Origin of the sequence: Zhengella sedimenti (assembly GCF_046506625.1) — a bacterium.
Taxonomy (GTDB): Bacteria; Pseudomonadota; Alphaproteobacteria; order Rhizobiales; family Rhizobiaceae; genus Zhengella; species Zhengella sedimenti.
This window is the reverse complement of sequence record NZ_JBKFFP010000004.1, coordinates 168590-194463: the sequence shown is the minus strand read 5'-3', so window position 1 is coordinate 194463 and position 25874 is coordinate 168590. Positions and strand designations below refer to the sequence as shown.

At 64.8% G+C, this 25874-nt stretch carries 23 protein-coding genes; 6 read left to right on the top strand and 17 right to left on the bottom strand.

The annotated features are described in order from the left end of the window. Positions 1-22 precede the first annotated feature (22 nt). The 5 genes from ACLB6G_RS12900 to pcsA form a co-directional block, all read right to left on the bottom strand. Positions 23-991, bottom strand: a complete 969-nt coding sequence (locus ACLB6G_RS12900; RefSeq protein ID WP_410356595.1) for an ABC transporter permease — start codon at positions 989-991, stop codon at positions 23-25. Beyond that, the gene (locus ACLB6G_RS12895) at positions 984-2072 is read right to left on the bottom strand and encodes an ABC transporter permease (RefSeq protein ID WP_410356594.1); all 1089 of its coding nucleotides are present in this window, start codon (positions 2070-2072) and stop codon (positions 984-986) included. Before ACLB6G_RS12895 ends, ACLB6G_RS12900 begins: the two co-directional genes overlap by 8 nt. Further along, a complete protein-coding gene (locus ACLB6G_RS12890; protein WP_410356593.1) occupies positions 2069-3640 on the bottom strand; it encodes an ABC transporter ATP-binding protein in 1572 nt (523 codons plus the stop codon). The genes ACLB6G_RS12895 and ACLB6G_RS12890 overlap by 4 nt, the downstream gene beginning before the upstream one ends. Positions 3641-3745: 105 nt before the next feature. Further along, the gene (locus ACLB6G_RS12885; RefSeq protein ID WP_410356592.1) at positions 3746-4723 is read right to left on the bottom strand and encodes a quinone oxidoreductase family protein; all 978 of its coding nucleotides are present in this window, start codon (positions 4721-4723) and stop codon (positions 3746-3748) included. A gap of 2 nt (positions 4724-4725) precedes the next feature. Then, a complete protein-coding gene (gene pcsA / locus ACLB6G_RS12880) occupies positions 4726-5472 on the bottom strand; it encodes a phosphatidylcholine synthase (RefSeq protein ID WP_410356591.1) in 747 nt (248 codons plus the stop codon). 207 nt (positions 5473-5679) lie between these two features. Here pcsA and ACLB6G_RS12875 point away from each other — a divergent pair, with 207 nt between their 5' ends. Next, a complete protein-coding gene (locus ACLB6G_RS12875; protein ID WP_410356590.1) occupies positions 5680-6915 on the top strand; it encodes a UbiH/UbiF family hydroxylase in 1236 nt (411 codons plus the stop codon). Here ACLB6G_RS12875 and ACLB6G_RS12870 read toward each other — a convergent pair. After that, positions 6865-7827, bottom strand: coding sequence for an AEC family transporter (locus tag ACLB6G_RS12870; RefSeq protein WP_410356589.1), 963 nt, complete (start codon positions 7825-7827; stop codon positions 6865-6867). The genes ACLB6G_RS12875 and ACLB6G_RS12870 overlap by 51 nt on opposite strands. Positions 7828-8115: 288 nt before the next feature. Here ACLB6G_RS12870 and hspQ point away from each other — a divergent pair, with 288 nt between their 5' ends. Then, positions 8116-8448 (top strand): heat shock protein HspQ, encoded by a 333-nt coding sequence (gene hspQ / locus ACLB6G_RS12865; RefSeq protein ID WP_410356588.1) that lies wholly within the window; start codon positions 8116-8118, stop codon positions 8446-8448. 81 nt (positions 8449-8529) lie between these two features. Here the strand turns inward: hspQ and ACLB6G_RS12860 are convergent, their stop codons facing one another. After that, positions 8530-9144: an invasion associated locus B family protein gene (locus ACLB6G_RS12860; RefSeq protein WP_410356587.1), complete on the bottom strand. Its 615-nt coding sequence runs from the start codon at positions 9142-9144 to the stop codon at positions 8530-8532. A gap of 278 nt (positions 9145-9422) precedes the next feature. On the opposite strand from ACLB6G_RS12860, the gene ACLB6G_RS12855 reads away from it, so the two are divergent. Together ACLB6G_RS12855 and mazG are read left to right on the top strand one after the other, a co-directional pair. Then, a complete protein-coding gene (locus tag ACLB6G_RS12855) occupies positions 9423-11222 on the top strand; it encodes an extracellular solute-binding protein (RefSeq protein ID WP_410356586.1) in 1800 nt (599 codons plus the stop codon). Continuing rightward, positions 11219-12058: a nucleoside triphosphate pyrophosphohydrolase gene (mazG, locus tag ACLB6G_RS12850; protein WP_410356585.1), complete on the top strand. Its 840-nt coding sequence runs from the start codon at positions 11219-11221 to the stop codon at positions 12056-12058. Before ACLB6G_RS12855 ends, mazG begins: the two co-directional genes overlap by 4 nt. 3 nt (positions 12059-12061) lie before the next feature. Here mazG and hflX read toward each other — a convergent pair whose 3' ends face one another. From hflX to dusB, 9 genes are all read right to left on the bottom strand, one after another. After that, positions 12062-13459, bottom strand: coding sequence for a GTPase HflX (hflX, locus tag ACLB6G_RS12845; RefSeq protein WP_410356583.1), 1398 nt, complete (start codon positions 13457-13459; stop codon positions 12062-12064). Further along, on the bottom strand, positions 13460-13702 hold the full coding sequence (gene hfq / locus ACLB6G_RS12840) for an RNA chaperone Hfq (protein ID WP_410356582.1): 243 nt from the start codon (positions 13700-13702) through the stop codon (positions 13460-13462). Between the two features lie 138 nt (positions 13703-13840). After that, complete coding sequence (locus ACLB6G_RS12835; protein WP_410356581.1) at positions 13841-14704, bottom strand: D-amino-acid transaminase; 864 nt, start codon at positions 14702-14704, stop codon at positions 13841-13843. 48 nt (positions 14705-14752) lie between these two features. Beyond that, positions 14753-16129, bottom strand: coding sequence for a Trk system potassium transporter TrkA (trkA, locus tag ACLB6G_RS12830; protein ID WP_410356580.1), 1377 nt, complete (start codon positions 16127-16129; stop codon positions 14753-14755). A gap of 19 nt (positions 16130-16148) precedes the next feature. Continuing rightward, entirely contained in the window at positions 16149-17510 is a 1362-nt protein-coding gene (gene ntrX / locus ACLB6G_RS12825) for a nitrogen assimilation response regulator NtrX (RefSeq protein WP_410356579.1), read from the bottom strand. After that, positions 17500-19767 (bottom strand): sensor histidine kinase NtrY-like, encoded by a 2268-nt coding sequence (locus tag ACLB6G_RS12820; protein ID WP_410356578.1) that lies wholly within the window; start codon positions 19765-19767, stop codon positions 17500-17502. The genes ntrX and ACLB6G_RS12820 overlap by 11 nt, the downstream gene beginning before the upstream one ends. Before the next feature lie 153 nt (positions 19768-19920). After that, the gene (gene ntrC / locus ACLB6G_RS12815; protein WP_410356577.1) at positions 19921-21378 is read right to left on the bottom strand and encodes a nitrogen regulation protein NR(I); all 1458 of its coding nucleotides are present in this window, start codon (positions 21376-21378) and stop codon (positions 19921-19923) included. A gap of 3 nt (positions 21379-21381) precedes the next feature. Next, entirely contained in the window at positions 21382-22524 is a 1143-nt protein-coding gene (locus ACLB6G_RS12810; RefSeq protein ID WP_410356576.1) for a two-component system sensor histidine kinase NtrB, read from the bottom strand. After that, positions 22521-23549 (bottom strand): tRNA dihydrouridine synthase DusB, encoded by a 1029-nt coding sequence (gene dusB, locus ACLB6G_RS12805; RefSeq protein ID WP_410356575.1) that lies wholly within the window; start codon positions 23547-23549, stop codon positions 22521-22523. Before dusB ends, ACLB6G_RS12810 begins: the two co-directional genes overlap by 4 nt. 175 nt (positions 23550-23724) lie before the next feature. Here dusB and ACLB6G_RS12800 point away from each other — a divergent pair, with 175 nt between their 5' ends. Together ACLB6G_RS12800 and ACLB6G_RS12795 are read left to right on the top strand one after the other, a co-directional pair. Beyond that, positions 23725-24918 (top strand): bifunctional 2-C-methyl-D-erythritol 4-phosphate cytidylyltransferase/2-C-methyl-D-erythritol 2,4-cyclodiphosphate synthase, encoded by a 1194-nt coding sequence (locus ACLB6G_RS12800; protein WP_410356574.1) that lies wholly within the window; start codon positions 23725-23727, stop codon positions 24916-24918. After that, positions 24915-25406 (top strand): CinA family protein, encoded by a 492-nt coding sequence (locus ACLB6G_RS12795; protein ID WP_410356572.1) that lies wholly within the window; start codon positions 24915-24917, stop codon positions 25404-25406. The genes ACLB6G_RS12800 and ACLB6G_RS12795 overlap by 4 nt, the downstream gene beginning before the upstream one ends. Here the strand turns inward: ACLB6G_RS12795 and ACLB6G_RS12790 are convergent, their stop codons facing one another. After that, the gene (locus ACLB6G_RS12790) at positions 25407-25868 is read right to left on the bottom strand and encodes a type II toxin-antitoxin system RatA family toxin (RefSeq protein WP_410356571.1); all 462 of its coding nucleotides are present in this window, start codon (positions 25866-25868) and stop codon (positions 25407-25409) included. Between the last annotated feature and the right edge of the window lie 6 nt (positions 25869-25874).

Here is a 25874-nt window from a genome sequence, read left to right as displayed (position 1 = left end):
GCTTTCCCGGTTTTTGTCATAGTTAGCGGTCTGGCACAAACGGCCGCCCCAGCGAGGCCGGTGTGTTCATCATCGTCAGCCGCCGGTTCCGTGAGATAAGCACAAGCACCACCACCGTTGCCAGATAGGGCAAGGCAGAAAGGAACTGCGACGGCACTGATTTCACCATTTCCGCCATCCAGAACAGAGGTGCCGGCAGGAAGCCGAGTTCGTTCAGGCTGATCGCCTGGATGTGAAGCTGGAGAATGGTGATCGCGCCGAACAGGTAGGCGCCTGCCAGCACACGCCAGGGACGCCACGACGCGAACACGACCAGTGCGAGTGCGATCCAGCCGCGCCCGGCCGTCATGTTTTCCACCCATTGCGGCGTATAGGCCAGCGACAGGTAGGCGCCGGAAAGGCCGGCGCAGGCGCCGCCGAACATCACGGCGAGATAACGGATCAGGATCACCTTGATGCCCAGCGCGTGGGCCGAGCCATGGCTGTCTCCCACCGCGCGCAGCGTCAGGCCTGCCCGCGTGCGGAACAGGAACCAGGCCGTCGCGGCGGTCAGCGCGATGGAAATATAGAAGAGCGGATCCTGGCCGAACAGCAGGCGCCCGACATATGGCAGGCCGGTCAGGCCCGGAATGACGATGGCTTCCATGCGCACGCCCGGCGTGCCCACGAAGGACTCGCCAAGCTGGCCCGACAGGCCGATACCGAGCAGGGTCAGCGCCAGACCGGTCGCGACCTGGTTGGTGACGAGGGTCAATGTCAGGAAACCGAACAGCAGCGAAAAGGCCGCGCCGGCAATGACGGCGGCGATGGCGCCGAGCCAGGGCGAGCCCGTCGTCAGCGCCACGCCGAAGCCGGTGACGGCGCCGATCAGCATCATGCCCTCGACGCCCAGGTTCAGGACGCCGGAGCGCTCCACGACCAGTTCGCCGATGGCGGCCAACAGGAGCGGAGTCGCGGCCGTGGCCACGGTCAGAAGGATGGCCTCAAGCACGGCTTGCCTCCCCTGCGCCGCGCACGATGCGCACGCGGTAGTGAATGAGCGTGTCGCTCGCCAGTACGAAGAAAAGCAGCATGCCCTGGAAGACGCGCGCGGTCTTGTCGGAGATCTGAAGCGATATCTGCGCTGCCTCGCCGCCCAGATAGGTCAGCGCAAGCACGAAACCGGCCACGATGACGCCGAGCGGATTGAGGCGGCCGAGAAACGCCACGATGATGGCGGTGAAACCGTAGCCGACGGAAAGCTTCTCGTTCAGGCTCTGCACCGCGCCGGCAACTTCCGTGATCCCGGCAAGGCCGGCCAGCGCTCCGGAAACCAGGAAGGCGAACAGCGTCATTCGCTTCGGCGAAAAGCCTGCGAACCGGCCGGCGCGCGGACTCTGGCCGAGAACCTTCACCTCGAAGCCCTTCAGCGTGCGGGACAGCAGGAACCAGACCAGAACCGCCGCGACGATGGCGAGCACGATGCCGAGATTGGCACGCCCGGAGGCCGGCAGGATTTCAGGCAACAGCGCATCGGCATGGAACGAAATCGTGCCGGGAAAGCTGAACCCCTCCGGATTGCGCCATGGCCCGCGCACCAGCCAGTCGTTGAAAAGCTGGGCGACATAGACCAGCATGAGGCTCGTCAGGATTTCATTGGTGCCGAAACGCACTTTCAGCAGCGCAGGTATCCCCGCATAGGCGGCGCCACCGATCATGGCCATGACGATCATCATCGGCAGCACGAACGGACCGGTGAAACCGGGAAAGATGACCGGGAGGAGCGAACCGAGCATGGCGCCGGTGATGAACTGGCCCTCCGCCCCGATGTTCCAGTTGTTCGACAGGTAGCAGACGCACAGGCCGGTTGCGATGAGGATCAGCGGCGCGGCCTTGATCGCCAGTTCGTGCAGCGACCAGGTTTCCGTCAATGGCTCGATGAAATAGGAATAAAGCCCGACCGCCGGGTTCTTGCCCAGAAGCGCGAACATGATGGCGCCGGCGATGATGGTCAATCCCAGCGCCACAAAGGGTGACAGGGCGCTGAACAGGACCGAATGGCCAGGCCGCTTGACAAGTTCGATCCGCATCATGCCCCCTCCGCGTGCGGCGTGGCCCTGTGGCCGGGTTCGGCACCACCCATCAGCAGTCCGATGTTCTCGAACGTCGCCTCGCCGATCGGGAGGGGATCGGACAGGCGGCCATTGTGCATCACGGCAATCGCGTCGGACATTTCGAAGAGTTCGTCGAGATCCTGGCTGATCACAAGCACTGCCGAGCCCTTGCGGGCCAGTTCGATGAGCGCCTGGCGGATGCGTGCCGCGGCACCGGCATCCACACCCCATGTCGGCTGGTTGACGATCATGACCGCCGGCTGACGGTCCATCTCGCGGCCTATGATGAATTTCTGGAGATTGCCGCCCGAAAGTGCGGACGCTTCCGGGTCGTCGCCGCTCTTGCGCACGTCCATCGCCTTGGAAATCCGCCGCGCGCCATCGGCCAGCGCTGCCGAATTCACCGTGCCGAGCGGACCGAGATAGGTCTCCCGGTCGGTCGCATGGCGCGACAGCAGCAGGTTCTGCGACAGCGGCAGCCCCGGTGCCGCGCCATGTCCGAGCCGTTCCTCGGGCACGAAACCAGCGCCGAGCCTGCGTCGAGCCGAGATGTCGAGGTATCCGGCGTCTGTTCCGCGAATGCGCACCGATGCCGGTTCGTCCTGGCGCACCTCGCCCGACACCGCCTCGAAGAACTCGCCCTGCCCGTTGCCGGCAACGCCTGCAATGCCGATCACGTGACCTGCGCGCACCGTCAGCGTGATGTCGCGCAGCGGAACCGAGAACGGTGTCGCCGCGGGGCGCGAAAGGCTGTTGATCTCCAGAAGGGGATCGCCCTCGCCGCCCGCGGGCGCGGGCCGCGAGACGGTCTGGATTTCCTCGCCCACCATCATGCGCGCCAGCGACGCGGCGGTCTCGTCGCGCGGATTGCAATGCTCCACGACCTTGCCATGCCGCAAGACGGTTGCACGGTCGCACAGCCGTTTCACTTCTTCCAGGCGGTGCGAGATGTAGAGGATCGACTTGCCCTCCTCGCGCAGGCGCTCCAGCGTCTCGAACAGCTTGTCGGCTTCCTGCGGCGTCAGCACCGAGGTCGGCTCGTCGAGGATGATCAGTTCCGGCTTCTGCAGCAGGCAGCGGATGATCTCGATACGCTGCCTCTCGCCGACGGACAGGTCGCCGACGAGTGCATGCGGGTCCAGCGGCAGGCCGTATTCGACGGAGAGCTTGCGGGCACTGTCAGCGATCTGCGCCAACGGCGTCGAGCGGTCCAGCGCAAGCGCGATGTTCTCGGCGGCCGACAGGGCCTCGAACAGCGAGAAATGCTGGAAGACCATGCCGATGCCCAGTTGGCGCGCCATGTTCGGCGAGGTGATCGCCTGCGGCACGCCCTTCCAGCGGATCACGCCCTCGTTGGGTTCCAGCGAACCGAACAGCATTTTCACGAACGTGGATTTGCCGGCGCCGTTCTCGCCGAGAAGCGCATGGATCTCGCCCGGCGCGATGGACAGGTCGACGTGGTCGTTGGCGACCAGCGTGCCGAAGACCTTTGTCAGTCCCTCGACATCAAGTAGACGTCCATTGCTGTCTGCTGACACTGCGCTCAACCGGCCCTACCCCCCACTCCGATGACACGACGGCAGTCTATCGGCTGTTCCCGAAGGCTTTAGCCATCCCTGCCTTGAAACAGCTTCAACCATTTTCCCGGCAAATCACGGGACGAGTACCGTGGTGCCGGTCGTCTTGCGGCCTTCCAGGTCGCGATGGGCCTGCGCGGCGTCCTTCAGCGCGTAGCGCTGGTTGATGTTGATCGTCACGATTCCACGCGCGACGAGGTCAAACAGTTCACCGGCCGCCTGTACGAGATCTTCGCGCGCCGCGACATAGGTGAACAGCGTGGGACGCGTGGCGAAGAGCGAGCCCTTCTGGCTCAGATGCGCCAGGTTGAACCCCTCGATGGGCCCGGACGATTGCCCGAAGGAGACGAAGAGGCCGAACGGCTTCAGGCAATCCAGCGATCCCGGATAGGTATCCTTGCCCACCGAATCATAGACAACGTCGCATTTCTTGCCCCCCGTCAGGCGGGCCACTTCCGCCACGAAATCCTGGTCGCGGTAGTTGATCACCTCGTCATAGCCATGCGCGAGCGCCAGTTCGATCTTGTCGGGCGAACCGGCCGTGCCGATGACGTTCGCACCCAGGTGCTTGGCCCATTGCCCCGCGATCAGGCCGACACCGCCGGCGGCGGCATGGAAGAGGATCGTCTCGCCCGGCTTCACCGCGTGGGTCCGGCGCAGCAGGTACCACGCGGTCATGCCCTTGAGCATCATGCCGGCGGCCTGCTCGTCACTGACACCGTCCGGAATCTTCACCAGCCGGTCGGCCGGGATGACCCGTTTCTCCGCATAGGCGCCAAGGCCGGCTGCATACGCCACGCGATCGCCAACGGCGAGGTCCGTCACCCCTTCGCCGACAGCCTCGACGACCCCGGCGCCCTCGTTGCCGGGAATGAAGGGCAGCCCGGCCGGCGCAGGATAGAGCCCGGTGCGGAAATAGGTGTCGATGAAATTCAGCCCGATGGCCGTGTGCCGCACCAGCGCCTCGCCGCTGGCGGGCGACGGCGTCTCCACATCCTCGTAGCGCAGGACGTCGGGCCCGCCGGTTTCATGAACGCGAACAGCCTTGTGCATTGTCACGAACTCCTTTTGCCGAGATTGGGAAACAGCTGCATGATGGCGCCGATCCAGTAGAGGTAGAGGCCGGTGATCGATATGCCCACCTTGACCCAGAAACTGGCCTGCAAGCCTTCCACGAGCGCCACGACACCGAGGGCGCACCATGCCAGGAAGACCGGCAGGTTGATCTCGCGGAGCCGCTTGACGCGGACCGGGTGCAGGAAATTGACCGGCAGGAAGGTCAGGACCGCCGAGAAGACGACCGCCGCGAACGAGGTCCATTCGCCGGGTTCGATCACGAACAGCGTGAAGACGAGCATGTTCCAGACGACGGGGAATCCCTTGAAGAAGTTCTCCTTCGTCTTCATCGAAGTGTCGGCGTAGTAGATGGCGCTGGACACGACGATGATCGCGGCCGACAGGAAGGACAGCCCCTCGCCCATGAAGCCGCGATTGTAGAGCGCGAAGGCCGGTATCAGCACGTAGGTGACATAGTCGATGATGTTGTCGAGCATGTCGCCGGACCAGGTTGGCAGGACTTCCTTGACCTGGAGCTTGCGCGCCATGGGCCCGTCGATCCCGTCGACGAACAGGGCGAGCCCCAGCCAGAGGAACATCGCCGTCCACTGCTCCTCCGCGCAGGCGACGAGGGACAGGAAGGCCAGGAAGGAACCGGACGCCGTCAGCAGGTGAACGGAAAAGGCCTTGGCCTGCGGCCATGTCACCTTCTTGCCGGTCGGCCGGGAGAACAGGGGACGCTTCACCTGCCCGCTCCCGCGGAGGAATCCGTCATCGCCGCCATGTCCCCTCCTTGTTCCGGTGCGGGAAAGCGTTGTGCGCGCATTTGCCCCTGGACAAGACCGATGCCGCCTGCCGGCTTCCCATTGCCGCAGGCCCTTGTGCTGCCATATACGAGCCGACAAGACCAGAGACTACCAGCCACCGGCTGATCGTTTTTCACGGGAGATCGCATGGCGCAGACCGATATCGTCATCGTTGGGGCCGGGCCGGCCGGCATGGCGGCTGCGCTGGCGCTTGCGCAGGCTGGCTGGACCGTGGCACTTGCCGGTCCGCCCGCCAACGCCGGTGATCTGCGCACAACGGCCATCATGATGCCCGGCATCGCTTTTCTGCGCGGCCTTGGCGTTGACATCGCAGACGCCGACGCGGCGCCCCTGCGCACCATGCGGATCGTCGACGCGACGCGGCGGCTGATCCGCAGCCCAACCGTCACGTTCCGGGCGGGCGAAATCGGAGAGGATGCCTTCGGCTACAACATCGCCAATCGCCGGCTCAACGAACTCCTTGCCGCGGCGGTGGCGTCTTCTGGCACCATCCGGCGTCATGAACAGGCGGTGACATCGTGGATGCCGGAGGAGGACGGCGTCAGCGTGTCGCTTGGCGACGGCCATATGCTGAGGGGCAGGCTTGGCGTCGCCGCAGACGGCCGCGCTTCGCCCGGGCGCGAGGCCGCCGGCATTCACGTGCGAAGCCGCCCGTTGCCGCAGGTCGCCCTGGTCACGACCTTTCACCATGAACGGCCGCATGAGGATACCTCCACCGAACTGCATACCGAACACGGCCCCGTCACGCAGGTCCCGCTTGCCGATCCGCACCGGTCCAGTCTCGTCTGGGTGAGCGCACCGGACGAGGCGGAACGCCTTGCCGGTCTGGCCGAAGACGCCTTCTGCATGGCGTTGGAGCAGCGCCTGGATTCCATGCTGGGCAAGATATCGCATCCGGGACCGCGCCAGCCATGGCCGCTGAGCGCGACCCTTCCGTCAGCATTCGCGGCGCGGCGCATCGCGCTTGTCGGCGAGGCCGCCCACGTCTTTCCGCCGATCGGCGCGCAGGGCCTGAACCTCGGTCTTCGCGACGTGACGGACCTTGCCTCAGTGCTGGAAGGCGCCGGCGATCCCGGCGCGCCGGAGGTGCTGGCCCGTTACACCGCTCGCCGGCGTCCCGATATCCTGGCGCGTGCCGGCGCCGTCAACGCGCTGAACGGAACGCTCCTGTCGGATTTCCTGCCAGCCCAGATCGCGCGCAGCGCCGGACTTGCCCTGTTGCGCTCGCTGCCACCCCTGCGCGGATTCTTCATGCGCGAGGGAATGGCACCGGGAACCGGTTTCGGCCGCTTCGCCGATGACCTGCGAAGCCTAGGGAAAGAGGTCGGCCGGAAGATGACCGCCCGTCACCAGCAGCAGTAGCCCGGTCACGGAAAGCACCGACAACGTCGTCGTCACCAGGATCGTTGCCGAGGCGCGCTCCACCCAGACCCCGTATTGCTGGGCTATGACAAAGACGTTGGTGGCGGTCGGAAGCCCGGCCAGCAGTACGGCGGACCAGACCCAGACCGGGTCGAAATTCCCCACCCAGCTCAGCGTCACCCAGCAGATCAGCGGATGGACAAGCAGTTTCAGCGGCACGATGAGGCCGATCTCGGCCGGCATTCGCGTCAATGGCCGCAGGGCAAGCGTCACGCCCATGACGAAGAGCGCGCAGGGCGCAGCCGCATTGGCGAGATATTGCAACAGGCGCTCCAGCGGCAGCGGCGGCGTTACGTGAAACGCCGCGGCGCCGACGCCCGCCACGGTCGCCAGGATGAAGGGATGCAGCGCGATCTTGCGCACGACGCCGAGGGCGATGCGCAAAGGCGGTTCATCCGTGCCGCCGGCCAGCCCCATCATCAGCGGTGCGATCGCGAAATGGAGGATGTTCTCGAAACAGAAGATCAGGGCGACCGGAACGGCCGCGTCCTGTCCCAGAGCCAGCAGGGCAAGCCCCGGCCCCATGTAGCCGATATTGCCATAGGCCGCGGCCAGGCCCTTGATCGTGCTCTGGGCGATCTCGCCGCGCGAGCGGATCGCCGACCAGACGAACATCAGCGCGAAGACGACATAAGTGGAGAAGACGGATCCGAAGATGTAGCCCCATTCGGTCAGCTTCTCGATCGGCGTCTTGGAGAGAAGCTGGAAGAACAGGGCCGGCAGCGCGATATAGATGATGAAGGTGTTCATCCAGCCGGTTTCGATCAGCGGCTTGCGGGTGATTCGCGCAACAACGAAACCGAGGAGGATCAGCCCGAAGAATGGCAGAACGAGGCCAATGACATTGCTCATGGAGGGACAGGACGGGCTGTTGCGACAGGAAAGGCGGCGAATGCCCGGCGGACACGGCCGGACCATCGCTTCCCCATACACCGGGACGCCTGTTCCGTCACGCCTGGCCGGTTGGAAAAACCTTCACTGCCGGATCAGTCCGGCCGTGCACCGCCCACAATCAGGCTCCGGTTCATGGCCGGTTCATTTCCCTGTGCCAAGATGAGCCGGCAAAGCGGACATGCGGCCTTTCGGGGTATTGATCGCACCGGCGCCAGCCCCACATAATTAACGGGGAGTTTGAAGCAGATGACGATGATCAACCAAGCCAAGTTCCAGATCGGACAGGTTGTCCGGCACCGCCTTTTTCCGTTCCGCGGTGTCGTGTTCGATGTCGATCCGGTCTTCGCCAACACAGAGGAATGGTATCAGGCCATTCCGCCGGAAATCCGGCCCCGAAAGGACCAGCCCTACTACCACCTCTTCGCCGAGAACGCCGAAACCGAATACGTGGCGTATGTGTCGGAGCAGAACCTGCTGCCCGACGAAAGCGGCGAACCGGTGCGTCATCCCCAGGTCCGCGAATATTTCGCGGGAATGAGCAACGGCCGCTATGTGCCACGCGAGGCCAGCATGCACTGACCGCCTCGCTTGCGTGCCTGAACGTCAAACGGGGCCTTGCGGCCCCGTTTTTTCATTCATTTCGATGCTGGCGGGAACCGCTCAGTTCGATTTCGCCTTTTCCTGCTCGGCCTGGAGCTTCTTCTGGAACTCCTCCTGGCGCTTGGCGATCTCTTCCTGCAGCTTCTTCTGCCGCTCCTCGTAGTCCGACTGCTGGATCGGCTCGCCATCATAGGCTTCGGTGAAGCCCTTCAGCGTGATCTTCACCGGGGTGGGCTGATTCTGGAAGTTCACCGCCGTGATCGTCAGTTCGCCGCCCTTCTTGAAGGAATTGATGATCTCATCGGTCAGCGGCGCCTCGGCGATGCAGCTTGGCGACGGCTGGATCGGGCAGATCACGTATTCCAGCTTCGCGGTCTTGCCGCCATCGATCTGGAGACCGATGCCGGGCGGCAGGATGCGCATGGGCGGCACCGTGATCTGCATGATCCGGCGCTGGGCCTTGCCGGTGATTTCGATGAGCGAGATGCCCACCAGCAGCTGGCCGGTCTCCTTGGCCGCCTTGATGAACTGCACGTTGCAGACATCGCTGTCCTTCTGCTTCTGGCAAAGCTTGAACCAGCCTTCCGGGATCTGGTTCTGCTGGGCGGATGCAGGGGTGCTGAACGCCATTCCGGCGGCGGCCAGGGCGAAAGCTGCAAGAGTCAGCTTCTTCATCATGTCTATCCTCTTAAATCCTTGGCGGCTGTCAGCCGCCGCCAGCAGGTCTCGTGTTGCCAAAATGAGGCAATTGAATGTCGCCGGACCCAATGCGGCGAGCATATGCCGTTCGCGCGGGTGTTACACCGGGGCGCGGTGAAGGGCAAGCGCGCATGATGCCCGCACGCCCGCAAAAACCCGTGCGCCGCATGGCCGGCCTTGGCCATTGAGCCGCCTACCATGCATGTTACCTTCATTGCCGAATCACACCCAGAACGCAACCCGGGGGCCCGCCCATGCTTCGCCTGCGCATCGTCTTCGCCATCATCGGGGCAGTGCTGTTCGCGGGGGCAAGCCACGGCGAACCGGTCCATGCCATATCGATGCATGGCGAACCGGCGCTGCCTGCCGGATTTCTGCATTTTCCCTATGCCAATCCGCAGGCGCCGAAGGGCGGGCGCATCGTCTATGCCGTTCGTGGCACCTTCAACTCGGTCAATCCGTTCATCGTGCAGGGCGACGCCGCGCGCGGCCTGTTCGACCAGGAATTCGGATACAACGTCTTTGAAAGCCTGATGGCGCGTTCGCGTGACGAGGCCTTCACGCTCTACCCGCTGATCGCGCGTTCGGTCGAAACGGACGAGGAGCGGACGTTCATCGAGTTCACGCTGGATGAGCGCGCGCGTTTTTCCGACGGCGCGCCGATCCGCGTGGAGGACGTACTCTTTTCCATGAAACTGATGAAGGAAAAGGCGCGCCCTCTCTACCGGCGATGGCTGGACGGCGTGGAGTCGATCGAGAGGACCGGCGAGCGCGGTGTCCGCTTCACCTTCAACGAGAAGGCGGATCGCGAACTGCCCCTGCTGCTCGCGCTTCTGCCCATCCTTCCCGAACACGCCACCGACTTTGACACCTTCGACCGCTCGACCCTGGAACCCATGGTCGCATCCGGACCCTACGTGATGGCGCAGATCGATCCCGGCCAGTCGATCACGCTCAAGCGCAATCCGGACTACTGGGCGAAGGATCATCCCTCCAAGCGCGGTTTCGACAATTACGACGAGATCCGCATCGACTATTTCCGTGACGAGGCGACGATGTTCGAGGCGTTCAAGAAGGGGCTTGTCGATGTCTTCGTCGACAAGGACCCGGTGCGCTGGAAGAACGAGTACGGATTTCCCGGCGTCGCCGACGGCCGCATCGTGAAATCGGAGTTCGAGGAAGGGCTGCCGTCCGGGATGCTCGGCTTCGTGTTCAACACGCGCCGCCCCCTGCTGGCAGACAAGGCGCTGCGCAAGGCGCTCGCCGCGCTCATGGATTTCGAATGGATCAACCGCAACCTCTATGACGGGGCCTATACCCGGACAAAGAGCTTCTTTGACGGCTCCGAACTCGCCTCGCATGGCCGCCCGGCGAGCGAGGCGGAACAGGACCTTCTGGCTCCCTTTCCGCAAGCGGTCGAACCGGAGGCCATGGCGGGGACCCTGGAGCCGGCCTCGTCAGACGGCTCGGGCCGCGACCGCGCCTTCCTGCGCCATGCCTTCAACATCCTGAAGGAGGCCGGCTACCGGCTGGAAGACCAGGTGATGCGGGCGCCGGACGGACAACCGGTACGGTTCGAGATCCTGCTCAAGGGCAAGTCCGGGGAGGCGCTGGCATCGGCCTGGCAGCGCACGCTGGCCGCGCTCGGGATCGGGGTGGATTTGCGCAGCGTCGATGACGCGCAATACCAGCAGCGCCTGCAAACCTACGATTACGACGTGATGATGCAATTCTACTATTCGTCGCTGTCGCCCGGCGCCGAACAGATCGGCCGCTGGGGATCGGCCGCGCGCGATCTGGAAGGGACCTACAATTTCGCCGGTGTCGCGAACCCGGCTGTCGACGCCATGATCGATGCCCTTCTCAAGGCGCGCGACAAGGACGATTTCGTCACCGCCGTGCGGGCCTATGACCGCGTGCTCCTGTCTGGCCATTACCTTGTGCAGCTTTATCACCTGGAAGGCCAACGCGTGGCCCACTCCAGCGCGATCCGCCATCCCGATGCCACGCCGGTCTACGGCTATCAGTTGCAGACCTGGTGGCGCGAAGAATGAGCGGCGGCAAGAAGGTGCCAGCGCGCCATATCGAGGGCCTGCTGGAGATCATGGCGGCGTTGCGCACGCCTGTGACGGGATGCCCCTGGGACCTGGAGCAGGACTTCGCCTCGATAGCGCCCTACACGATCGAGGAAGCCTATGAGGTGGCGGACGCGATCCAGCGCGGCGACATGGTCGACCTGCGCGATGAGCTGGGCGACCTGCTGCTTCAGGTCGTCTTTCACGCACGGATGGCCGAGGAGCGCGGTGCCTTCGCTTTTGCGGACGTGGTCGAGGCAATCACCGCCAAGATGATCCGCCGGCACCCGCATGTCTTCGGTGATGGCGACGCCGCAAATCCGGCGGCGGTCAAGGCCACATGGAACCAGATCAAGGCCGAGGAACGGGCGGCAAAGCGGGCTGAACGGCTTGCCCTGGGTCTCGATCCCGAACCCGGCGGCAAGGGCTATCTCGATTCGGTTCCCACCGCCCTTCCCGCCCTCACGCGGGCGCTGAAACTTCAGCAGCGCGCCGCCGAGGTCGGATTCGACTGGAAGGACGCCGCGCCCGTCCTCGACAAGATCGAGGAGGAAATCGGCGAACTGCGCGAGGCGCTGGCCTCCGGCGACACGGCCCATGCGCGCGAGGAATATGGGGATGTCCTGTTCGCCCTTGTCAATCTTGGCCGGCACCTGGGCCTCGACAGCGAGGACGCCCTGCGCCAAACGAATGACAAGTTCACGCACAGGTTTCACAAGGTTGAACAGGCCCTTGACGAGCAAGGACATTCGCTCGGGGGTGCCAGCCTCGACGAGATGGAGGCACTGTGGCAGGCCGCAAAGCGCCAGCCCTGAGCCTTACCCCTCCCAGGGATCGCGCGAACGCTTTCCGTAGACCCGCTCGAGGATTTCGTCGGCTGCGGCCTGCGGCGCCTGCAATTCCAGGCTGACGCCGCCATCGTCATGGTCGGTCCGTTTGAGAACCGAGGCATGGCGGTAGATCCAGTCGACCAGCGCCATCTGATCCGGCTTGAGCGAGACCGAGAGCGGCCGCAAGGTACCCGATATGCGGGTCTCGATGGCCGCCATCAGCGTGTCGATCCCCTCGCCCGTGACAGCCGATACGGCGATGGGCCGGTTTGCATCCGGCATTTCCGCCGCATCCTCGGCGATCCGCAAACGGTCGTTGTCGGCCAGGTTGTCGATCTTGTTCCAGACTTCCAGAACCCGGCGCCGGTCCTCCGGATCGACACCCAGGCTGGCGAGGATGCCTTCCACGTCCTCTGCCTGTGCGGAGGTGTCCGGGTCGGAGATATCGCGCAGGTGAATGACGAGATCCGCTTCCACGACCTCCTCCAGCGTCGCACGGAAGGCGGCCACCAGATGCGTCGGAAGGTCGGAAATGAAACCGACCGTATCGGAGAGGATGATGGTGGCGCCATGGGGCAATTTCACCCGGCGCAACGTGGGGTCCAGCGTTGCAAACAGCATGTCCTCGGCCATGACCGAGGCGCCGGTCAGGCGGTTGAACAATGTCGACTTGCCGGCATTCGTGTAGCCGACGATGGCAACGACCGGATAGGGAACCTTCCGGCGCTTGGCCCTGTGCAGGTCGCGCGTGCGCCGCACGGTTTCCAGTTCGCGCTTCAGCTTGGTGATCTTGTCCTGGAGGATGCGCCGGTCGGCCTCGATCTGCGTTTCGCCGGGACCACCCAGGAAACCGGCGCCGCCGCGCTGACGCTCCAGGTGGGTCCAGCTCCGGACCAGCCGGCCGCGCTGGTATTCCAGATGTGCCAGTTCCACCTGCAGCACGCCTTCCTTGGTGCGCGCCCGCCGGCCGAAGATTTCGAGGATAAGGCCGGTTCGGTCGAGAACCTTCGCGCCCAGCTCCCGTTCGAGGTTGCGTTGCTGGACGGGGGTCAGCGGATGATCGACGACGACGAGCTCGGCGCCGGCCTCGCGAACGATCTCGGCGAAACCCTCGATCCGGCCGGTGCCGAACAGGGTCGCCGGTCGCGGCTGCGCGACGGTGACGACCTCCGCATGGACGATCTCCTGGTCGATGGCGCGGACGAGACCGCAGGCTTCTTCCAGGCGCGCTTCCGGGGACCGCGTCAGCTTGCGCCGCGCGCCGGTCTCGCCTTCGCGGCGATCCTGCAGACGGGTGAGCACGGGAACGAGAACGAGCGCCCGCACACCCAGGCGCAGGCCTTCGCCCTCATTGCCACCCCCGCCGTCTTTGCGGTCAGGGCTCAATCAGGATGCGCTTTCTTCGCTCTCGAACATCTGCACGGGCTGACTCGGCATGATTGTCGAAATCGCATGCTTGTAGACAAGTTGCGAATGACCGTCACGGCGCAGGAGAACGCAGAAATTGTCGAATGACGTTACAACACCGGTCAGTTTTACCCCGTTGATCAGGAAAATCGTGAGCGGGTTCTTGTTCTTGCGGACGGTGTTGAGAAAGAGATCTTGCAAATTTTGTGAGCGTTCAGCCATTTTTTTCTTTCACCGTGTCATTCTTGATTGACAATCCGGGGGCATTGTCACCGGCGACCGGCAGCAATCTGGCGATGGCAGACGGCCTGACACAGCAACACAAAAGAAACAGTCCGCCCTCTCCGTTTCCTGCGGTTATCAAACCATGGTCTTTTCTGCAATGTCAAAGAAGGCCTTGCGCAGCGAAAGTGCAATCGAACCGGGAATTCCGTTCGCAACGGTCCGTTCATCGATGCGCACGACAGGCATGACGAGCATGGTCGCCGCGGTGATGAAGACCTCGCGCGCCGCCATCGCCTCCTCCACGCTGAACGGGCGCTCCTCGATCGCCAGTCCAAGCGAAGCGGCCACGTCGAACACCGTGGTCCGGGTGACGCCGCGCAGGATGCCGAACTCGGCCGGCCGCGTGACGAGGATGCCGTCGCCGGTGACGATCCAGGCATTGGTCGCCGCGCCCTCGGTGACCAGGCCGTCATCGTCAACGAACCAGGCCTCCGAGGCCCCGGCCTCTTTCGCCGCCTGGCGCGCCATGACATTGGGCAGCAGGCCGGTGGTCTTGATGTCGACGCGTTCCCAGCGGTTTTCCGGCACGGTGACGACCGCGATGCCCTTCTCCGCCCGTGCCGCCGCCACCGCGGGGTCTGTCCGCCGTGAGGTGATGACGAGCGAAGGCCGGACGGGCGGGTTGGGAAAGACATGATCGCGCGGTGCAACGCCGCGCGTGACCTGCAGGTAGACCAATCCGTTGGCGACGCGATTGCGACGGACCACTTCGCGCATCACCACTTCCAGCGCATCGCGGTGCATCGGCCATGCGATGTCCAGTTCGTGCAGCGAGCGCGCCAGCCGGTCCAGATGGCGGCTGATGTCGATGATGTAGCCGCGGGCCACCTCGCAGACTTCATAGACGCCGTCGGCGAACTGGTAGCCGCGATCCTCGACGTGGACGACCGCTTCCCGGTGGGGAACGTAACGGCCATTGACATAGGCGATGCGGGGCATGGGATCCGGTCTCCGAAAAGGGCTGGTTTTTCTTGGCGGGCGCGGCGGTCAGAAGAATTCGAGGCTGACCCGGAACATCTGCTCCACCTGTTTCACGGCCCCCTGCATCGCGAAGATCACCACCCTGTCGCCGGGCCTGATCTTCACCGAGCCTCCGGGCTTGGTCATCTTTCCGTCGCGCCAGATGGCGCCGATCCGCATTCCATCCGGCAGGTCCAGTTCGCGCAGTTCCGCGCCCACAAGCGATGACGTTTCCAGTGCCTCGGCCTCGATGATCTCGGCGGCGCCGCGCTGGATGGTGTGGACCGCGCGGATACGGCCGCGGCGCACATGCTGCAAGACGCGCGAGATGGTGATGTTGCGCGGGTTCACATAGGCGTCGATGCCGAGCGTGCGGGCGAATTCGTGGAAGCCCGGATTGTTGATCAGAACGAGATTCGACTTGCAGCCAAGCCGCTTGGCCATGGCGGAGGCGAGGATGTTGACCTGGTCGTCATTGGTCAGGCCCACCATCAGATCGGCATCGGCGATGTCGGCTTCCATGAGCAGGCGCTGTTCGAGTGCATCGCCATGCAGCACGACCGTCCGGTTCAGCTGGTCGGCGATGTCGATGGCGCGCTCGCGGTTGTTCTCGATGATCTTGACCTTGGCGTTGGCCTGGCGGCCTTCCAGCGTGCGGGCGACGAACAGGCCGATATTGCCGCCGCCGACGATCACGATGCGCTTGGCTTCCGGCTCCTCGTGCCCGAACAGGCCGAGCGTGCGCTTCACCTGGCCCTTTTCGGTGACCACATAGGCGAGATCGCCGGCTGCAAGCTGGTCGGCGGAATGGGGAATGAACACCTTGCCGTCACGCGACACGCCGACCACGGTCGACGGCAAGTCCGGAAACAGCTCCGTCAACTGCGCCAGCGGCGTGTTGATGACCGGGCATTCCTCCATGCACTCGATGGCCACCATGACCACGTTGCCTTCCGCGAAACGCACGATATCCGTCGCGCCGGGCAATGCGATGCGCCGCAGCACCATTTCGCCCACCTCGACTTCAGGCGAGATGATGACGTCGATGGGCATGTGATCGCGCGAGAACAGGTCCTGGTAGTGCTTGCGCAGGTAGGATTGCGAGCGGATGCGCGCGATCTTGGTCGGCACGTTGAACAGCGAATGGGCGACCTGGCAGGCCACCATGTTCACCTCGTCATGCAGCGTGACCGCGACGATCATGTCGGCCTGTTCGGCGCCGGCGGCCTGGAGCACTTCAGGGTGCGAACCGTGTCCGACGAAACCGCGCACGTCGAGCGTGTCGCGGATGGCACGGATCAGTTCCGGCGACGTGTCGATGACGGTCACGTCGTTTTCTTCCGCCGCCAGGCGCTCGGCAATGCCGTAGCCCACCCGGCCCGCTCCGCAGATGATGACACGCATGGCAGGTCCCCGCCCTTCCTCAAACGCCCAGCGACTTCAGCTTCCGGTGAAGCGCGGACCTCTCCATACCAATGAATTCCGCCGTGCGCGAGATATTGCCGCCGAACCGGTTGATCTGGGCAACGAGGTAATCGCGCTCGAACATCTCGCGGGCCTCGCGCAGCGGCAGGGCCATGATGTGCTGGTCGGTCTGACTCGGCGTGCGCGGCATCATCTCGCCGATCTCGGCGGGCAGGAGGTCGGCGGTGATCGGCGATTCGGGATCATCGCCACGCGCCAGGATCATCAGCCGTTCCACGTTGTTGCGCAGCTGGCGCACATTGCCCGGCCAGTTGTGCGCCTGGAGGACAGCCATCGCATCGTCGCCGATCTGGCGCGGCTTGATGCCGGACTGGCGGGCGATCTGGCTGACGAAATAGTCCGCCAGGTAGGGAATGTCCTCGCGCCGGTCGGCCAGCGGCGGGACGACGACCGGCACCACGGCAAGCCTGTGATAGAGGTCCTCGCGGAACGCACCTTCTGCGATCATGGCTTCCAGGTTTCGCGCCGTCGACGAGATGATACGCACATCCACCTTCACCCGCCGCGTACCGCCCACCCGCTCGAACTGCTGGTCGACCAGGACCCGCATGATCTTGTTCTGGGTTTCGCGGGGCATGTCGGCCACCTCGTCGAGATAGAGGATTCCGCGATGGGCCTCCTCCAGCGCGCCGACCTTGCGCTCGGCCCCGTTCGACTCGGTGCCGAACAGTTCGATCTCCATGCGCTCCGGCGTGATCGCGGCTGCGTTGATCGTCACGAACGGGCCGGTGGCGCGGGCCGACTGGGCATGGATCGCGCGCGCCACGGCTTCCTTGCCCGACCCTGACGGCCCGACGATCATGATGCGGCTGTTGGTCGGCGCAACGCGCTCGATGATCTGGCGCAGATGCATCATCACGTTGGAATTGCCGATCAGGTCGAAGGAATCGCCGGACCGTTTCTTCAGTTCCGAAACCTCGCGCTTGAGCTTGGAGGTTTCCAGCGCCCGCTCCGCGATCAGGATCAGACGGTCCGACTTGAACGGCTTCTCGATAAAATCATAGGCGCCGCGCCGGATGGCAGAGACGGCTGTCTCGATCGTGCCATGGCCGGAAATCATGACGACCGGCAGGTCCGGATGCATCTTCTTGATCGCGTCGAGCAGGGCAAGCCCGTCGAGCCTGGAGCCCTGGAGCCAGATGTCGAGAAAGACAAGCCGCGGCACCCGCTCCGTGATCGCCGCCAGCGCGCTGTCGCTGTCGTGGGCGGTGCGCGTCTCGTGTCCCTCGTCCTCAAGGATACCCGCCACAAGCTCGCGAATGTCGGTTTCGTCGTCGACGATGAGAATGTCAGACGCCATGGTCCACCTTCCGGTCTTCTTCTTGTTGCGTTTGCGCCCCTTCCCGTGACCGGGCGCTGCCGGCGCCGGTCGCAGGCAACATGATGCGGATCATCGCGCCGCGTCCGCCGTGAAACGATGCCGGTGCATCGTGCAGGCTGAGCGTGCCGCCATGGTCCTCGATGATCTTGCGGACAATGGCCAGCCCGAGGCCCGTGCCCTTCTCCCGCGTTGTCATGTAGGGTTCCAGCAGGCGCTGGCGGTTGTCTCGCGGCAGGCCGCGGCCATTGTCGATCACTTCGACGACGATCCGTCCGTTCTCCACCCGGGCGGCAATGCGGATCACCCCTCTCAGCGAAGGGTCTTCCACCATCGCCCCGTCGATGGATTCGGCGGCGTTCTTGACGAGATTGCCGACGGCCTGCGCCATCAGGCGATTGTCGAAGCGGCCAGGCAGCGGCGTGTCCATGAAGGCCCGCTCGAAGGCGATCTCGCTGCGGGAAACCTCGACGAGGAACGACGCCTCGCGCAATGCCTCGCGCAGGTCCGTTTCCTCCATGGACGGCTTCGGCATCCGCGCGAAGGCCGAGAATTCATCCACCATGCGCCCGATGTCGCCAACCTGGCGGATGATCGTGTCGGTGCACTGGTCGAACACCTCGCGGTCCTCGGTGATGACCTTGCCGTAGCGCCTGCGGATACGCTCGGCCGATAGCTGGATCGGCGTCAGCGGGTTCTTGATCTCATGGGCAATGCGGCGCGCCACATCCGCCCAGGCGGAGGTTCGCTGCGCCGTGACCAGATCCGTGATGTCGTCGACGGTGACAACGTAGGCGTGGTCCTCGTCGTCGGAATCCTCCACCGTTATCTGCACGTTGAAGGTCCGCTCCATCCCGTTCCGGTAGAAGGCCGTCTGCTCGCGCCAGACGGGACGTCCGGAGTTGCGCGCGATCTCGAAGACCTGGCCGATATGCGGCAGGATTTCCGACAGGTTCTTTCCTTCCACATCGGCGGAGAGGACGCCCAGCATCTGCTCACCCGACCGGTTGACGAGCGAGATCGACCCGTCGAACTGAACGCCGATCACGCCCGCTGTCACGCCGGACAGCACGGCCTCGGAGAACCGGCGGCGTTCGTCGATCTGGTCCTTGGCGGCGAGCAGTTCGTTGCGCTGGCTTTTCAGCTGCGCCAGCATCTTGTTGAAGGTGTCGCCAAGCGAGGCGACGTCGCCGTCTGAAAGCCGGACGGGGACGCGGACGTCGAGATTGCCGGTGGAAACCTCGTCGGCGGCGCCAATCAGCTGGCGGATCGGGCGCACCAGCCGGTCGGCGACCGCGATGCCGGTCCAGATCGCCGACAGCACAACGACCAGCGTCACGCCCAGATAGAGCAGCGCGAAGGCGACCTGGGTGGATGTGCGGTTGTTGGCCAGCCCCTGGTATTCGGCCACGTTGGCGGCAACGATCTGGCGCGCCTTGATGACCTCCGGATCGACAACGCGCACCGTATAGAGAAACAGGTCGCCGTCTTCCAGTTCGCGCAGCTTCACCACGCAACCGACAAGATTGCGGAAGCGCGGCGGAATGAGCACCGGACGGCCGTCCTGTGCCTGCTCAATGACCTCCGGAAACGGCTCCGGCATGGGAAAATCAGCCGCTGTCTCGGCCGTCATCACAAAGGCGCCCTGCGCGTTGATCAGGGCGGCATGGGCAAGCGCGCGGCCATTGGCCTGATCGGACAGGAACTTGCGGAAGCCGCCCTTGTCGAGACTGAACAGGAGGCGGTTCTGGTCCAGGTCACCGGCCATGGAGAGCGTGGTCCCCTGCAGGCTCCCGGCGTTCTCGCGGATATAGGCTTCGGCGATGGAGAGCGAGGAATTGATGATGGCGCGGGTGCGGATCTCGAACCAGCGGTCGAGGCCCGCATCCAGCGTGATCGAGGCGACGATCGCGACCATGATCGCCGGAACGGCTGCGACGAGCGAGAACAGCGCGACGATGCGCACATGCAACCGGGAAGCCGCCTTCCCGACGCGGCGCGACTGGATGATCCGGCGCGCCTCGCGCAGGATCAGGACGATCAGTGTCAGCACAAGCGCCGCATTGATGGCGATCAGCACGAGCGTCGTCGTCTCGTCGGGACGGATGGGCGTCAGGCCCATCAGGATGACGAAGGAAACGACGGCAACCAGAAGGGCTGCGACGACCGTCAGGACACCCGGCAGGGCAAGCAGCCTGCGCCCCTCGCCCGGCGTCATGCCGTTCCTCTCCTTCGTCATGCGATCCAGCACGAGAAACCGTCCACCCGTTTCGGTTTTGGCGCGTCAGCCGAGCGTGACCCTATTGCAACGCAATGTGGCGATTCTGCAACAAAATACGCGCGAACGGAAGCTCTATTGGCGGCCAATGGTGAAATTGAGGCGGATTCACGTTCATCCGGTTTTCGCCGTCCGGTACACGTTGACCCCCAATTCGCGGATCTTCTTGCGCAGCGTGTTCCGGTTCAGGCCGAGCAGTTCGGCGGCCTTGATCTGGTTGCCGCGCGTGGCAGTCATGCAGGCCAGCACCAGGGGATACTCGACCTCCTGCAGCACCCGCTGATAGAGGCCCGGCGGCGGCAGGTCGTCGCCAAAGGAACGGAAATAGCGCTGCAGGTAGTGTTCGACCGCCTGGGAAATGGTGATTTCCTCGGGCAGGCCCGCCATGGCAGCGGGCGCCGCGCCGGGCGACACGCCGGACAGTTCGCTTTCAACGGTTTCGGCGGTGATCTCGTCCTGCGGATAGAGGGCAGCCAGGCGCCGGACGAGGTTTTCCAGTTCGCGCACGTTGCCCGGCCAGGGGTAGCGCTTCATGATCTCCAGCGCGTCCTGCGCCATGCGCTTGGCCGGCAGGCCTTCCTTCTCGCCGGCCTTGAAGAAATGGCGCACCAGGTCGGGGACATCCTCGGCGCGTTCGCGCAGCGGCGGCAGGCGCAGCGGCACCACGTTGAGGCGGTAGAACAGGTCCTCGCGGAAAAGGCCCTGGTTGATCGCCACGCGCAGGTCCTTGTTGGTGGCGGCGACGATGCGCACATCGGTCTTGATCGGAGTGCGCCCGCCGACGGTGGTGTATTCTCCCTGCTGGAGCACGCGCAGCAGGCGTGTTTGCGCCTCCATCGGCATGTCGCCGATCTCGTCGAGAAAGAGCGTTCCGCCCTCGGCCTGCTCGAAACGGCCGGTGGAGCGGTGCTGGGCGCCCGTAAAGGCGCCGCGCTCGTGCCCGAACAGTTCCGATTCGATCAGGTCGCGCGGGATGGCGGCCATGTTGATGGCGACGAAGGGGCCGTTGCGCCGCCGGCCGTATTCGTGCAAGGCGCGCGCGACCAGTTCCTTGCCGGTTCCGGACTCGCCGGTGATCATCACCGTGAGGTCGGTCTGCATCATGCGTGCAAGCATGCGGTAGATTTCCTGCATGGCCGGCGAGCGGCCGACCAGCGGCATGGAATCGGGCTGTTCCTCGGCATTGCGGTCCACCACCGGGCGCTTCGGCTCGGCCATGGCGCGTCCGACGATGTTCAGCAGTTCGGTCAGGTCGAAGGGCTTGGGCAGATATTCGTAGGCGCCGCGTTCCGACGCCCTGATCGCCGTCATGAAGGTGTTCTGCGCGCTCATCACGATGACCGGCAGTTCTGGCCTTATCTTCTTGATGCGCGGCAGCAGGTCGAAGGCGTTCTCGTCGGGCATGACGACATCGGTGACGACGATATCGCCCTCGCCCGCCGCGACCCAGCGCCACAGCGTCCCGGCATTCGACGTCACCCGCACATCGTAGCCGGCGCGCGCCAGCGCCTGGTTGAGCACGGTCCGGATTGCCGCGTCGTCGTCGGCGACCAGAACGGTTCCGTTGGCCATGGGTCAGTTCTCCGTTGCCGGCAGCATGTCGCCGGTCTCGTTGATGCCGGGTTTGAAGGCGGGCATGAGAATGCGGAAGGTGGTCCCGCGCACCGACGTGTCGCATTCGATCACCCCGCCATGTTCGCCAACGATCTTGGCGACCAGGGCAAGGCCCAGGCCCGAGCCATTGGTCTTGGTGGAAATGAAGGGATCGAAGATATAGGGCAGGATGTCCTCGGGAACGCCGGGGCCGTTGTCGCGCACGCAGAATTCCAGCGGCAGCGACACGCGTTCGGCGGTGCCCGGAACCGACAGGCGGATGCCTGGCCGGAAGGCCGTCGACAGCGTGATCTCGCCATCGCCCCGCTCGCCGAGCGCCTCCGCCGCGTTCTTCACCAGGTTGAGGAAGATCTGCACGAGCTGGTCACGGTTGGCATAGACCGGCGGCAGCGACGGATCGTAATCCTCGCTGATGCGCAGCTTGCGGGCAAAGCCGTTGAGCGCCAAAGCCTTCACATGATCGAGGACCACGTGGATGTTGACGGGCGCCCTGTCCACGGGCCGTTCGTCGGAGAAGATTTCCATGCGGTCGACGAGCGCGACGATCCGGTCGGTCTCGTCGGTGATCAGCCGCGTCAGCGCGCGATCCTCGTCGGAAGCCGACAGTTCAAGCAATTGCGCCGCGCCACGAATGCCCGACAGCGGGTTCTTGATCTCGTGCGCCAGCATGGCCGCCAGCCCGGTGACGGAGCGGGCCGCGCCGCGATGGGTCATCTGGCGGTCGATCTTGTCGGCCATGGTCCGTTCCTGGAACATCACCACGACGGAACCGGGGATCTCGATCACCGGCGCGACATAGATGTCCACCACCTTGTCCGGCCCGAGACGCGGCGAGGAAATGTCCACCCGGTATTCGTTGACCGGCGCGCGGCGCTCGCGCACCTGATCCACCAGCGTGGCCAGCGGCGAACCGAAGGGAATGAACTGGTCCAGCCGGTTGCGTGCGAGGATCGCCGAGGACGAGCGGAAAAAGGATTCCGCATCGGCGTTCGCGAACGTGATGTAGCCCTTCTCGTCGACCATGATGACGGGATGACGGATCGTGTTGAGAACGAGCTGGGCCGGGTCGGCCGTGCTTGTCAGCGTTTGCGCGGCCGGCTTCATGCGGCTCTCCGTGTCTGGGTGAAGGTCGTATTGGTCAGGACCATCCGCAGCGCATCGATCACGGCTTGCGGATCGGTCCCGGTCATGATTGCGGCGCGCCTGTCTTGCGGACAGGCCGGGGCGTGGCGGTCGAGATACCAGCCCAGATGCTTGCGCGCCTGGCGCAGGCCGGACTGTTCGCCGTAAAGCGCAAGCATGGCGCGGTAATGTTCGATGACATACTCGGCAAGTGCTTCCCCGCCTGCCGGCACGGGCAATTGGCCGCCGGCCGCACCGGCGGCCCGCGCGATGGATCCGGCAAGCCAGGGCTGACCGTAGTGGCCGCGCCCGATCATCACGGCATCCGCGCCCGATTGCGCCAGGATGGCGGCCGCGTCCGCCGCCGTTTCCACATCACCATTGGCCACCAGCGGCACGCTCACCGCCTTGCGCACGGCATGGATGGCGCGCCAGTCCGCCCTGCCCTTGTAGAACTGCATGCGCGTGCGGCCATGCACCGTGATCATGGCAACGCCGGCGTCCTGCGCCATGCGCGCGATCAGCGGCGCATTCATGCTGTCCCCGTCCCAGCCGAGACGCATCTTCAGCGTGACTGGGACCGAAACCGCAGCGACGACGGCGCGCACCAGCGAAAGCGCATGGTCCGGATCGCGCATCAGGGCGGAGCCGCAATAGCCGCCGGTCACCTTTTTCGCCGGACAGCCCATGTTGATGTCGATGATGTCGGCTCCGCCCTCCTCGGCAATGCGCGCGCCCTCGGCCATGGCCGCGGCTTCCCGCCCGGCAAGCTGTACCGACTGGACGGGCACACCCGCCAGCCGGATCCGCCGGACCGATTCGGCACGGCCCTTCGCAAGCTCGCCGGAGGCGACCATCTCGGAGACGGTCAGGCCGGCGCCCGCCTGATGGGCGCGCAGGCGGAACGCCTGGTCTGTCACGCCCGACATGGGCGCCAGGAATACCCGGTTCGGAACGGTCACATTGCCGATCGCAAGAGGTTCGGCCAATGCTGCGATATCATGCATGATTAATTTTCGTGCATTTGTAAGACTGCCTCTTTTCTAGACAGTTTCAAACGGCATTGCAATTGCCTTTCGCAATGCCGCAAAAGATAATGGGCCGCGGACTGGCGTGAAGGGCGATGGCCGATTAAGGCTTTGCCCCGGTCAGTGCAAGGACAGGGTCTTCAAAAGGACAAGCATGGCGGAAGCAAGGTACGATGCAATCGTCGTTGCGGCGGGCCGGGGCGAACGGGCCGGTCAGGACGGCGGACCGAAACAGTACCGCCGGATCGGCGGCAAGGCGGTGCTGCGCCATGCACTGGAATGTTATCTGGGCCATCCGCGCATTCGCCGTGTCGTCGCGGTCGTCCATGCCGATGACCGGAGCCTTTTCGGCGAGGCCGCGACGGGGCTCGATCCCGCGCGCCTGACCGCGGTGACGGGCGCGGCGGACCGCCAGGGCTCCGTTCTGGCCGGCCTGGAAGCGCTGGCTGGCGATCCGCCCGGCTTCGTCCTGATCCATGACGGTGTGCGTCCCTTCTGCGATACGGCGATCATCGACAGCGCCATCGAGGCGCTGTCGCCCGGCAACGGGGTGCTGGCCGCGGTGCCGGTTTCCGACACCCTGAAGAAGGGCGACGCGGATGGCCTTGTCGCCGGCACGGTCGCCCGCGAGGGCCTTTACGGCGCGCAGACGCCCCAGGGATTTCCCTTTGCCGCCATCCTGGAAGCCCATCGCAAGGCCGCGCGGGACGGGTTGCGCACCTTCACCGACGACGCGGCCATCGCCGAATGGGCCGGCCTGCCGGTCCGCCTCATCGACGGGTCGCCCGGCAACTTCAAGATCACCTGGCCGAGGGACATTGCCATGGCAGACCGCATTCTGACCCCGGCCTTTCCCGATGTGCGCACCGGGAACGGCTATGACGTGCACAGCTTCGGGCCGGGCGACCATGTCTGGCTGTGCGGCGTGAAGATCGCCCATGACCGGACCTTGTCCGGTCATTCGGATGCCGATGTCGGCCTGCACGCCCTGACCGACGCGCTGCTGGCGACAATCGGCGCAGGCGATATCGGAACGCATTTCCCGCCTTCCGATCCGCAATGGAAAGGCGCTCCCTCGCATATCTTCGTGGAACACGCCGTGCGGCTGGTGAAGGCGAAGGGCGGGCGCATCGCCAATGCCGACATCACGCTGATCGCGGAGGCGCCGAAGGTGGGGCCCCATCGGGCAGCCATGACGGCGGCGCTCGGCGCCATGCTCGGCATCGGGGCCGAGCGGATTTCGGTCAAGGCGACGACCAACGAGAAGATGGGCTTTGTCGGCCGGCGCGAAGGCATCGCGGCCATCGCCACGGCGAGCGTCATCTATCCCGGCGAGGTGCCGGAATGAGCGCTTCGACGCGGGAATTCGCCAGCACGGTGCTGGACACCGCCCGGACGAAGGGCGTCATGATCGCCACGGCGGAAAGCTGCACCGGAGGCCTGATCGCCGCCGCCCTCACCGAAATTGCCGGTTCGTCCGACGTGGTCGATCGCGGTTTCATCACCTATTCCAACGAAGCCAAGCGGGACATGCTGGGTGTCAGCGACGAAACGCTGGCCGCCCATGGCGCGGTTTCGGCACAGACGGCTGGCGAAATGGCCGCCGGTGCGCTTGCCCGCTCGCATGCGGCTCTCGCCGTCTCGGTGACGGGCGTCGCGGGGCCGGGTGGCGGCAGCGCGGAAAAGCCGGTGGGACTAGTCTGGTTCGGCCTTGCGCAAACCGGCAAGCCGGTCCTGACCGAGGCCCGAGTCTTTGCCGGACTGGACCGGGACGGCGTACGCCGCGCCACCGTGCTGCATGCACTTGCAATGCTCAAGACGGCGCTGGAGGCGTGATCAGGCACTGCCGGCCCGTCTGTAGATGGTGTCGGCCCTCTTTTCGAAGGCTTCCGCGAACATGCGGAAAGCACGGTCGAACACCGCACCCATCATCGCGCCGAGAATACGGCTCCTGAACTCGTAGTCGATGTAGAAATGCACCGTGCAGGCGCCCTCGCCGCGTGGCTCGAAAGACCACTCGTTGGTGAGATACCGGAACGGGCCGTCAATATACTTCACCGAGATCGTCTGTGCCTCGCGGTCGAGCAGCACCTGGCTGGTGAAGGTCTCGCGGATGGCCTTGTAACCAACGGTCATGTCGGCGACGATCATCTCGCGATGATCGCGCTCCCGGCGCGAGCGAACCGTCAGCGCCTCGCACATGGGCAGGAATTCCGGATATTTTTCCACGTCGGCGACAAGGGCGAACATGTCGCCGGCAGCGTGATCGACCGGCCGTCTCGTCTCGAACTTGGGCATGGATAC